This is a genomic window from Longitalea luteola (assembly GCF_017356035.1).
Taxonomy (GTDB): domain Bacteria; phylum Bacteroidota; class Bacteroidia; order Chitinophagales; family Chitinophagaceae; genus Niastella; species Niastella luteola.
Window position 1 is genome coordinate 639,608 of the sequence record NZ_JAFIQX010000001.1, and the last position, 12,242, is coordinate 651,849.

Here is a 12,242-nt window from a genome sequence, read left to right on the forward strand (position 1 = left end):
AATGATTGAATGAGCAGAAAACAAGCAAAGAAGAAAAAGAAAAAAGGAGCAGCTGAGCCACACACACTGAAAGGTGTTTTAGATATTACCCGGTCAGGCATCGGGTATGTAATTGTTGAAAATCTTCCCAATGATATTCTCGTGCGGCCCGCTGATTTCAATACCGCCCTGCATGGCGATACCGTGCGGGTTCGCGTATTGGGCGGCTCCGCCAAAAAAAGCGGCCGGCAACAGGGCCAGATCGTTGATGTACTGCAGCGTAAACAAATGGAATTTCTGGGAAAACTGGAAATAGGCAAAACTGCCGCTTTCTTTACTGCAGATACCGAAAAGCCCATGCCCGATATTTTCATTCCCGAATCGGCATTGAATGGCGCTAAAGACGGTGATCGCGTAATTGTACGCATTACTGAGTGGGAGAAACAGAAGAAGCCGGTTGGCACGGTTATCCAGGTAATGGAGCCAGGTAACGAAGGCGATATGGCCATGAAGGAGATCCTGATGGAAAATGGCTTCCCCTTATTTTTCCCGGAAAATGTATTGGAAGAAGCGGAACGTATACCCGATACCATTTCACAGGACGAGATCAAAAAAAGAAGAGATTGCCGCGATGTGTTGACATTCACCATCGACCCGGTAGACGCCAAGGATTTTGATGATGCCTTAAGCATTCGGTTACTGAAGAACGGTATGTATGAAATAGGGGTGCATATAGCCGATGTAAGTCATTACGTAGAGCCGGATTCGGCCCTTGATAAAGAAGCTTATGACCGCGCCACATCGGTATACCTTCCCGACCGCGTAGCGCCCATGCTGCCCGAACGCATTTCGAATGAACTGTGCTCACTGCGGCCGCGGGAAGACAAGCTTACCTTTTCAGCGATCTTTCAAATAACCGATACCGGTGAAGTAAAGCAATACTGGCTGGGCCGCACAGTGATCCATTCCAATCACCGCTTCACGTACGAAGAAGTGCAGGAGATCATCGAAAAAGGAGAGGGCTTATACCTCGATGAAATATTGCTGTTGAATAAACTCGCACAGGGCTTCCGCGCAAAGCGCTTTAAAAAGGGAGCCATCAATTTCTCATCACAGGAAGTGCGCTTTAAGCTCGATGAATCAGGAAAGCCTATTGGCATTATGGTCAAGGAAAGCAAAGAGGCGCATCAGCTGATCGAAGAATTCATGCTGCTGGCGAATCGCGTAGTAGCAGAGAATGTAGGTAAGGTAAAGGTCAATAAAAAAGACCTGCCTTTCCCATACCGTGTGCATGATACTCCCGACGAAATGAAACTGTTGCCCTTTGTTGAATTTGCAAAGAAATACGGTCATACATTCGATACCAAGACCCCGGAAGGCATTGCGGCTTCCTTCAACCTGATGCTGCAGGATGTACAGGGTAAACCCGAACAGCATGTGCTGGAACAACTGGGCATCCGCACCATGGCCAAAGCCATTTATACTACAGAGAATATCGGTCACTATGGATTAGGCTTTAAGCACTATTGTCATTTTACCTCACCCATTCGCCGTTATCCCGATGTAATGGTGCATCGCATTTTGCAGGAAGTGATAGATGGCGATCCGGAGCCGCAGAAGAAGCTGGAATCGAAATGTAAACACTGCAGTGAGAAGGAACGCGCCGCTATGGAAGCGGAACGCGCTGCCAATAAATACAAGCAGGTAGAATACATGAAAGAATTCCTGGGTGAAGAATTTGAAGGTGTGATCAGCGGCGTGGCTTCTTTTGGTTTCTGGGTTGAGACCATAGAGCATAAATGTGAAGGTTTGGTAAGCATTAACAGCCTGCTCGAATACGATGATTTCCGCCATGTAGAAAGCGATTACAGTCTGGTAGGTTTACGCAGCGGCCGCAAATTTGCGATGGGCGATAAAGTGCGCATAAAAGTAGTGGCAGCCAACCTTACCAAGCGCCAGCTGGATTATGAGTGGGTGATCACCTCGAGTTTGAAGGAAGAGACCGGCGCCGCTAAAAGATCCGGTGCCAGGAAAAATGTTCCTGCTAAAAAGAAAGGAAGCAAAAAGTGATTTCTGATTTCTGATTTCGAGATTTTGAGATTTTGAGACCTGCCGGCCGGCAGGCAGGTTTTTAGATTTTTTTATGTTCAGCCAACTGATAATTCGCAAAATCTCTGTATTTCTAAATCCCAAAATCAAGAAATCTCTAAATCTCTAAATCCCGGAAATCCCAAAATCAAAGCCGTATTCTATTAACTATATGCAAAGCTTTCAAGATCTATCAAAACAGTTCACTGAATATTTCAACGTCCGGCATTTTCCGAAAGAACCCGCCAGCTTGTACGATGCCGATGAATATTTCCTAAGCCTCGGCGGAAAACGCGTGCGGCCGGTGATGTGTTTAATGGGCAATGAATTATTCGATGAGATCAATAAAGATGCCTGGCCGGTAGCTGCCGCCATAGAATTGTTCCACAACTTTACCCTCATTCACGACGATATTATGGACAAGGCGCCTTTGCGCCGTAACCAGCCTACGGTACACGCCAGGTATGGCGAGTCCACTGCTTTGCTTTCAGGCGATGTAATGCTCATTGTGGCTTATGATTACCTCAATAAGATCAGCACCGATTACCTGCATAAAGTGATCAGCCTGTTCAACCGCACTGCCAAAGAAGTTTGTGAAGGCCAGCAGCTCGATATGGATTTTGAGAAACAGGAACAGGTGAAAATGGATGAGTATATCCGGATGATAGAACTGAAGACCTCCGTCCTGCTGGCGGCGAGTTTGCGGCTCGGTGCTATTTTAGGCGGGGCCGGCCAAAGCAACCAGGAACACCTGTACGCTTTTGGCCGTAACCTGGGCATTGCCTTCCAGATCCAGGACGATTACCTTGATGCCTATGGCGATCCGGCGAAGTTCGGGAAACAACCCGGCGGTGATATTATGGCGAATAAAAAAACCTTCTTAATGATCAAGGCCATGGAGTCGGCCAACCCCGCACAGTTAAAGGAATTAAAGCGCCTGATGCAGGAGAATCCTGACGACAAAGTGGCCCGCGTACTATCGGTTTTTGATGATTGTGGGGTGAATAAATGGGCGGCTGACCTGAAAGAAAAATACGTCAGCGAAGCTTTCGAACACCTGGAAGAAATTGCAGTCGTATCAGTACGTAAGGAACCATTAAGACAACTTGCCCACTTCCTAGTACAAAGAGAGCACTAACAAAAAGCGATTGCTGATTTTGAGATTTACGATTTTGAGATTTCTATACGTTCAACATTCCGATAAATCCCGGAATCTCAAAATCTCAAAATCTCAAAATCTCGAAATCTCAAAATCTCGAAATCTCGAAATCAAATTGGGGGATTCGGTAATTAAAGAGAATTTCCATAATTTTCCCCGCTTAAAACCCCGTCAACATGCCAAACTCGCTGTTTCGCACAAAAAAAATAGAATCTATCTTAAAAGAAGGAAGTGATGAGGGACATGGAGCTGGCGGGTTGAAGCGGGTGTTGAATGTGCGGGATCTTACCTTTTTCGGGATTGCGGCTATCATTGGCGCCGGCAGCTTCAGCAGCCTGGGCGATGCGTGTTTCAAGGGCGGTCCGGGCGTTGTGGTCCTGTTTATCATGTGCGGTATTGCCTGTGCGTTTACTGCCTTTTGTTATTCAGAGTTCGCGAGCCGTATTCCTGTAGCGGGCAGCGCTTATACCTATGCATATGCTTCCTTCGGTGAGTTGTTTGCCTGGATCATTGGCTGGGCCCTGATCATGGAATATTCCATCGGCAACATATATGTGGCTTTTTCCTGGAGCGATTACTTTACCTCTTTTCTGCATAAAATAAATGTACATATACCCGATTACCTCACCTGTAGTTACCAGGAGGCGAAAAAGACATTCCTTCACTACGCTGCCCAAACGCCGGCTGACCAGCTTGAATTTGTGAAGAACCAGTCCAATGCCGAATTATTGAATGCCTGGAATAACAGTCCGGTAATGGGATCGCTGAAAATTATCTTCGACCTGCCGGCCCTGATCATCAATATTCTCATAACCACCCTGGTATATATTGGAATAAAAGAATCACGGAATTTCAGCAACGCCATGGTGGTGCTGAAACTGGCCGTGGTAGCCCTGGTGATCATTGTAGGCGCCTATTATATTGATCCTGCTAACTGGTTACCGGTTAACGACGCGGGTACTAAATCATTTATGCCGAATGGCTTTGGCGGGGTGATGGCTGCCGTGTCGGGCGTTTTCTTTGCCTATATTGGTTTTGATGCGGTCAGTGTGCTTGCCGAAGAAAGCAAAAATCCACAGCGCGATCTGCCAAAGGGTATGACCTATTCGCTGGTCATTTGTACCATTGTATACATTCTGCTCGCCCTGGTATTGACCGGCGTGGTACACTACAAGCAGTTTCAAAACGTAGGCGATCCGCTGGCGAAGATATTCGAAGTAAAAAATGTAGGCTGGATGCAATTGCTGGTATCTGTAAGCGCCGTAATAGCCATGACCAGCGTATTACTGGTCTTTCAAATGGGACAACCCCGCATCTGGATGAGCATGAGCCGCGACGGCTTGTTGCCGCCCGTATTTCAACGCATTCATAAGAAATACAAGACCCCTTCTTTCTCTACCATTCTTACCGGTATGGTGGTTGGATTGCCTATTTTATTTACCGACAAATCATTTGTGCTCGACTTTACCAGCATCGCTACCCTGTTTGCGTTTGTGCTTGTTTGTGGTGGTGTGTTGTTGATACCCCGTAAAGAGAAAGTAGCCGGCCGGTTTAATATGCCCTATATCAATGCCCAGTTTATTTACCCGTTATTGATCCTCATCTCGTTGACCGTTTTGACGGTATGGGCGCCGGGTTATTTTTCAGACATGTTGAATTTTGATTTTTCAGCCGATCCCGATTATACATCAAACGCCGTAAGTTTTATGGATCTGGCCACGCCCAAAATTTCAGGGATCGTTTTCTGGATCGCCTGTATCAGCTTAAGCATCCTGGCCCTGGTTAAAAAGTACTCGTTAATCCCCCTGATGGGTGTAACTACCTGTTTATACCTGTTAACCGGTATGACAAAAAGCAACTGGGCCTGGTTCCTGGGCTGGTTGTTATTGGGCCTGGTCATTTATTTCTTTTATGGTTACAAAAAAAGTAAACTCGCAAGGTCCTGAACGCAATCAACAGCTGCAGGATAAGGTTCGCACAGTGTGGGACCAGTTAACTGCCCAATACGGTAAGGATAGTGAATTGGGGGACCGTTTCTTTCAGGAGATCCTGAGAAAATACACGACATCGCGGCGGCATTATCACAACCTGCAGCACATTCATGCTTTATTACAGTACAGTGAACGGTATGCCGGCCATCTGCAGGACCGGGAGGTGGTAGTATTCTCCATCTTTTACCACGATATCATTTACAATGTACTGCGCAAGGATAATGAGCCAAGGAGTGCCCGGCTGGCCGAAAGGCGGTTGCAGGCGCTCAAACTGCCGCCATCCAAAATAGAGCAGGTTAAAATATATATAGAAGCTACCCAAACGCATGCGGTTACCGCAGCTGTTACACATCTCACCGATCTGCAGTTATTCCTCGATTTCGACATGTCGATCCTCGGCGCCGACTGGGACGACTATGAACTCTATACCCGCCAGGTTCGGCGGGAATACCGCATTTATCCCGATAAGTTGTATTATCCCGGCCGGAAGCATTTCCTGCAGCACTGCCTGCAAACGGAGCATATTTTTCAAACGGCTATCTTCCGCGAGCAGTATGAGGCGAAGGCGAGGGCGAACTTAAACCGTGAGCTAGCTATGATTAATAGTATATAGTTCACAGTTCAAAGTTTACAGTTCACAATTCGAAGTTGATAGCTTTCCGGGTTTCTAAGCCATTGAGCTGAAGCGCGAGGCACTTAGAAGTTAGAACTTAAAACTTAGAACTTGTTTTGCCCAGATCAACCCTTGCGCCGGGTCTGGTTCGGGAACCTTTCGCCCGTTTCAGCCAGGTGATCTGTAAGTGTCTCGTACATGTCTCGTTCCTTTAAAGGAACGGCTTATGTACGACACATATACGAGACATGTACGGGATATGTACGAGACATCCCCGGACCTGACCAGGCAAAGACCCGGCCGAGCCCTGGCGCCAGGGCAATAAAGAAGTAGCAAAAAAGGCGAAGAATGCAGTAAAAAGAACGAAAATCAACCGGTTTGAGCTAAAAAGGCCTTTCCGGCCTTGTTGCATACGGTTTTAAGCGATTATCCTCATAAATGAAAATGAGAAGCAGGGAGCTTTAGGGGGTAGGAGATTGTTAAAGCGTCAAAAAAGGTGCCTGACCGGTGCTTCGGACATCCCTTTTTCAGCCGTACCTTTGCAGCTGAAAAAAATAAAAACAGCTATATGCTGTGATTTAGCAATCAAATAATTATCCATGAAGTTTGAGGTAGGCGATAAGGTAGTGGTCATTCAGACCAATGAAGAAGGCGAAGTGATTGATATTATTAATAATAAAATGGTTATGATAGACGTGCGGGGCGTGAAATTTCCCGCCTACGTCGATCAGCTGGATTTCCCATATTTCAAGCGTTTTACGGAAAAGAAGCTTTTTCCACCCAAAAAAGAGAAAAAGTTCATCGATGATCTGCCGCGGGAAAAGAAAAAGATCACCCAGCGGGTGGTTGATGGCGTCTGGATCACGTTCATTCCCGTAACCGTAAATGATGAGTTTGGCGACGATATTGTGACCGAACTAAAGGTGCATTTGGTTAACCGGACGGAACAGGGCTATAAATTCACGTACAAACTGACCTATTTCGGCAATGCAGACTTTGAACTGGTAAACCAGATCCATGCATTTGAAGATTTTTACCTGCATGACGTTCCGTTTGAGAACCTGAACGACAGTCCGGTCTTTGGGTTTGAGTTTTCACTGGTTACCCCTGATAAACATAAGGCCGACTATTACGAGGCTACGGTCAAGTTAAAACCGAAGCAGGTCTTTAACCGTATTGAAGAAGTTCGGAAGAAGGGGGAGGCCACTTTTTCCTATAAGCTGTTTGATGAGTATCCGCCCAGGCCGTACGAAGATAAGCCCGCAGGGCTTGATCTGTCGAGCCTCTCGAAAGCCGGGTTTAAAATATACGATGCCTCCAAAGTGCGGCAAAACCTGGAGCCTGCCAGGCAGGAGCTCGACCTGCATATAGAAAAGCTTACGCCGGCCTGGGAGTCGATGAGCAACCTGGAAATTTTGGCCTTACAGTTGAAGACCTTCGAAAAATATTTTGATCTGGCCATCGCGCATCACCAGCCCTGGTTGATCGTGATCCACGGGGTGGGCAGTGGCAAACTCCGCGATGAGATCCACGAGGTTTTGCGGCTACGGAAAGAGGTGAAGAGCTTCGCCAACCGTTATCATCCAGCATACGGGTATGGCGCCACGGAGATCTATTTTCAGTATTGATCCCCCGGCACCCTGAGGGGAAGACGTTTGCGCTAGCGGTAAATGAGCTCCTGCTTTATTGCAGGTTAAGTTTTTGTTGAAGGTGAATGGTGAATGGTCAATGGTGAATGGCTCGCGAAATTTAAACCCAATAATGGATCTTACACCTCCAAATATTCAATGCCTTTAGCCTTCAGCCTTCCGCCTTCCGCCTTCCGCCTTCAGCCTTTAGCCTTCAGCCTTCAGCCTTCCGCCTTCAGCCTTTAGCCTTCCGCCTTTCGCCTATCCCTTAACTATTTCGTAACTTTGCCATCAACTACAAACCGGGCTATCGCCTCGATTTATCGGGGAGGAAAGTCTGGACAGCATAGGGCAATGTACCGGTGAACAGCCGGGTCTTGTCCCGATAAAATCGGGATGGGAACAGACAGTGCCACAGAAAATTACAGCCTTCGCCCGCCAAAGCTTTGGCGGAGGTGGGTTTGTTCCGGCAAAGAGGGAAACCTCTTGAGCCGGAAGGGTGATGGTGAAAATGTGGGGTAAGAGCCCACGGTTCCGGCAGGTGACTGCCGGGAGGGGTAAACCTTGCATGCTGAAATGCCATGTATACCAGCGTTGAAGGGCGGCTCGTCCGATCCTTTCCGGGTAACCGGGGAGGAACGTTGGGTGGGTAGGCAGAATGATCCAGTCAGTAATGGCTGGACAAGATAAATGATAGCCTTATTCGTTGTTGCTTCCGGGCGGAATCCGCCGGTGAAGCTTCGGCGGATAATACAGAATCCGGCTTACAGGTTTGTAGTTTCTTTTTTATAATGCTTCCCTATATAGCGACGTTCCTGGCAAAAAGTAATTCTGGTTGCCCCAGGATTGCGAAGTAAGAAACAGGAAGTATGAACCAGGATATTACTTTTTTGATCTTTGAACATCACTTTATCCTCAAACCTGCATGCCGTCAGGCAGGCTTCGTACTTCTTACATCCTACTTCTTACTTCATATTCGCATTTATCCCCAATTCGTAATGTCTTACTGGTTGATAATAACAGTTGTAGCATTTCCTTTCCTTTCGGTAAAAAAAAATGGGCATTATTTTTGAATTTTTCCTCACACTTCCAATACGCACATCGTAACGTGCTTTCACCTTTGATAAGTCTGAACATCTAACTATTACCTTATCCTTACAGTGTGGCTGTTATTGAACGGCTATAAGTAACCGCTTTTACCAGTATTCCTATAATTCCCCTTAACCGACCGTAGGGCCTATTTGTAACCGTAAAATTCGCCTTATGAGGAACATCGTATTCACCCTTGGATGCGCTTTTGTAGCATTTCTGGCCGGTCTTTTAATTTATTTCTACAGTAAACCCAGAAACCTGACATCAGAGACCGGTATTCCCATTACTGCGACTGAATTATATAGTCAATTCACTTCAGATCAATGTCAGGCTAACCAGGCCTATTTGAATAAGGTATTGCAGGTTAGCGGACAGGTACTAACTATTAAGAATACACCGTATGCTGGCAGCATCGTTGTATTGTATACCGGCGATCCGGTATGCACTATCTCGTGCAGACTGGAAAAAGAACATCCTGTAACGGTAAAGCCCGGTGAAAAGATCACCATCAAAGGGATCTGTTCAGGATATATAAGTGATGTGGTACTCAGTAATAGTCAATTAGCTAATTAGCTAATGTGATAATTTGATGATGTGATAATGTGATAATGAAATACAGGAAAATTACAATAATCAACATGTTTAGGGATAAATAGAAAATCCGCAAAAATGAAATTAATTATCGAATCATCGAATTATCACATTATCACATTGTGATTCGTACCCAACGCCAGTGCAAGGGGTGGGCGTCAGTACTCTTGACGACCCACCTTTGCCTGGCAACTATTGTTGATTTAATAATTCGATAATGTGATGATGTGATAATGAAAAACCGATCAGCTGATTAGCTAATGTGCTGATGTGCTAATGAAAATAATTCAGTGAACATTATAATGTTTGAATAATTGAGGAATGCTTGAAATGGAGATCAATTAGCATATTAGCACATTAGCAAATTAGCAAATCATCACATTATTCTTACTGCTATTCCCACCTGGATGTGATTTGATTTCCATTCATAACGGTCATCAATGTCGTTAACGTCAGATAATCCTTTATTGTAGCGGGCATAAAAGCCTACACTTCCTACATTCACCTGCGCCCCGATATTGGCGCTGATCTCACTTTTTTTCAATGCGTCCCGGCCGTTCTTTAACAGGTTTTCATCTTCAAAGATCATATAACTGTATTGTGGTCCGGCCAAGATGCTGAACGTTTTGTTGAAATTATATCGCACCAGTAGCGGTAAACTTACTGCACCCAGATTGATCTTTTCATTCGCGGCGCTTCGTCCGTAATTATTGTAATAGGTCATAAAATCGCCGGCTTTTTTATATTGCGACCAGCTATATAATAACTCGGGTTGAATGGCCCAGTGTTTAGCGATATTGATCTCAACAAAACCACCCACCTGGAAGCCGGCAGAATATTTGTTCTGCACGCCATTTCCTTTAAGAGCGCCATAACTGGCATCGAGCTTGGGACCAAAATGAAATCGCTGTGCATCTGCAGTAGATGCAAGCAGCAAGGCGGCGCATACCAATGTATATTTCATCATAATACGGAATCCGATAAAGGGCTTTTTCATGTAACAGGATGTTTTGATAGAATAATGCTAAGCCCAAATGTATTTAGCCGGCATTCATGGTAATCGTTATAATCTATCAATGCCCATAAATAATAGACAGGAAAGGAGATTGTTCCGATTACCACACTTCATATTTACACTTTACACTTTACAGTTTAAAGTTCATAGTTCATGGTTACCAGTTGCTATTCACCATTGACCATTCACCATTGACCAATTGCCGGGGGCCGATATCTTTGACCAGCTTTTTTAATGGCATTTTAAATTGTTTTTTTTTTGTTGCCCAGGCAACCACTATCGTCATATTTACATCTGTAACTGTCTATTTTACATTTGTATGAATGTTGTACCCATTGCCAATTGTCGATAGTCTATTGCCAATTGACTTTTGCCGATTGGTTATTGCTGATTTATTTATACATTTACCAGAAGGGATAGATTGCTTGTATTATGAATCATTTACCAACTGTAGATTTAACAATTATTCTCATCTACTTTGCGGCCATGATCGCCGTGGGAATATTTTTGAGCGGCAGGAATAAAGGATCAGAACAGTACACCGTAGCTTCCGGCGCCATACCGGGATGGGCATTGGGAATGTCGTTCTACGCTACTTTTTTAAGCGCCATTACTTTTCTGGGCGATCCGGGCAAATCATTTGGCGCCAACTGGAATTCATTTGTATTCAGCCTGTCGATGCCGTTTGCAGCATTCATTGCTTCCCGGTTCTTTGTTCCGTTTTACCGCAACAGCGAAGCCATCAGCGCGTATACGCACCTGGAAGAACGGTTCGGTCCATGGGCCCGCACCTACGCCATGATCTGTTTTGTATTGATACAGCTGGCCCGCATGGGAACCATTTTCTATTCCATTGCCCTTACCCTGAAAGCACTCACCGGCTATTCCATGCCGGCCATCATGATCACCACCGGCATTTGTATTATTGTATATACCATGATGGGTGGGATGAAGGCGGTGATCTGGACAGAAGTGGTGCAGGCCGTGATTAAAACCCTGGGAGCTTTATTGATCCTTTACCTGATCGTTTCCCGGCTCGATGGTGGTGTTGATTATATCATCGAAACGGGGAAGGCCCACGATAAATTCAGTCTGGGAAGTTTTAAAGTCTCGGAATTTTCGATGTCAACTTTCTGGGTCATCTTTCTCTACGGCTTCTTTATAAACCTGAATAATTTCGGTATCGATCAGAATTACATCCAGCGGTATCACACCGCCCGCAACACCCGCGACGCCAGCCGCAGTATCTGGATGTGTGTGTGGTTTTATGTTCCGGTGAGCATGTTGTTCTTTTTTATCGGTACTGCTTTATATGCTTATTATCAACAGCATCCCGATCTTATTCTGCCATTACAGCAACAGGTGTCGGCAGAAAAGAACATTGCCCTGGGCAACCTGACGCCGGCTGATTATGGCGACCGGGTACTGCCTTATTTCATGCGCAACGAAGTGCCGCGTGGTTTATTGGGACTGATCATTGCCGCCATTTTATCTGCCGCCATGAGCACCATGAGCAGTGGCATGAACAGTTCGGCCACCGTCTTTTTAAAAGATATCTACCTGCGGTATTTCAACAAGGATGCCTCTTCAAAAGTACAAATGCGGGTGTTGTATGTGGCTACAGCGGTTATGGGTGTACTGGCCATCAGTTTCGGCATTGGCATGATCGGCGTAAAAAGTTTGCTCGATGCCTGGTGGAAACTGGCGGGTATCTTTTCAGGTGGCATCCTGGGATTGTTTTTATTGGGATTGCTCGCCAGGAAAGCCAGGAACATCGAGGCGGCCATTGCGGTCATTATCGGCGTGCTGGTGATCATCTGGATCACTTTTTCGCGCCAATTACCCGATAGCTATGCCTGGTTGCGCACCAACCTGCATGCAAACATGACCATCGTCATTGGAACGCTGACCATCTTTTTAACCGGCAAGTTCCTGGCAGGTTTGCGGTTGTTCGGCTCCGCCCAGGATGCTCCGGGCAAGCCGGCACAGAAAAACAGTCATTAAATCCTCATTTTCAACGGACTTCAAAACCCTATTGGAAACACGATATTAAATCAATGGATTTTCCGCGATAATTGTCTGAAAA

8 protein-coding genes and 1 other RNA gene are annotated in these 12,242 nt (G+C 45.8%); 8 read left to right on the top strand and 1 reads right to left on the bottom strand.

The annotated features are described in order from the left end of the window. Positions 1-9 precede the first annotated feature (9 nt). The 7 genes from rnr (at position 10) to JUB15_RS02400 (ending at position 9,123) form a co-directional block, all read left to right on the top strand. A complete protein-coding gene (rnr, locus tag JUB15_RS02370; protein WP_207510713.1) occupies positions 10-2,049 on the top strand; it encodes a ribonuclease R in 2,040 nt (679 codons plus the stop codon). 190 nt (positions 2,050-2,239) lie between these two features. Then, positions 2,240-3,205, top strand: a complete 966-nt coding sequence (locus JUB15_RS02375) for a polyprenyl synthetase family protein (RefSeq protein WP_207510714.1) — start codon at positions 2,240-2,242, stop codon at positions 3,203-3,205. 197 nt (positions 3,206-3,402) lie between these two features. After that, on the top strand, positions 3,403-5,172 hold the full coding sequence (locus JUB15_RS02380; RefSeq protein WP_207510715.1) for an APC family permease: 1,770 nt from the start codon (positions 3,403-3,405) through the stop codon (positions 5,170-5,172). Continuing rightward, positions 5,138-5,830: an HD domain-containing protein gene (locus tag JUB15_RS02385; protein WP_207510716.1), complete on the top strand. Its 693-nt coding sequence runs from the start codon at positions 5,138-5,140 to the stop codon at positions 5,828-5,830. Before JUB15_RS02380 ends, JUB15_RS02385 begins: the two co-directional genes overlap by 35 nt. A gap of 599 nt (positions 5,831-6,429) precedes the next feature. Further along, on the top strand, positions 6,430-7,458 hold the full coding sequence (locus JUB15_RS02390) for a Smr/MutS family protein (protein WP_207510717.1): 1,029 nt from the start codon (positions 6,430-6,432) through the stop codon (positions 7,456-7,458). A gap of 294 nt (positions 7,459-7,752) precedes the next feature. Further along, positions 7,753-8,241: RNase P RNA component class A (rnpB, locus tag JUB15_RS02395), an RNA gene on the top strand. A 480-nt stretch (positions 8,242-8,721) separates the two neighbouring features. Further along, on the top strand, positions 8,722-9,123 hold the full coding sequence (locus tag JUB15_RS02400; RefSeq protein WP_207510718.1) for an OB-fold protein: 402 nt from the start codon (positions 8,722-8,724) through the stop codon (positions 9,121-9,123). A 394-nt stretch (positions 9,124-9,517) separates the two neighbouring features. Here JUB15_RS02400 and JUB15_RS02405 read toward each other — a convergent pair whose 3' ends face one another. Next, a complete protein-coding gene (locus JUB15_RS02405; protein ID WP_207510719.1) occupies positions 9,518-10,138 on the bottom strand; it encodes a porin family protein in 621 nt (206 codons plus the stop codon). A gap of 450 nt (positions 10,139-10,588) precedes the next feature. Here JUB15_RS02405 and JUB15_RS02410 point away from each other — a divergent pair, with 450 nt between their 5' ends. Continuing rightward, positions 10,589-12,160, top strand: coding sequence for a sodium:solute symporter family protein (locus JUB15_RS02410; RefSeq protein ID WP_207510720.1), 1,572 nt, complete (start codon positions 10,589-10,591; stop codon positions 12,158-12,160). Positions 12,161-12,242: the final 82 nt, after the last annotated feature.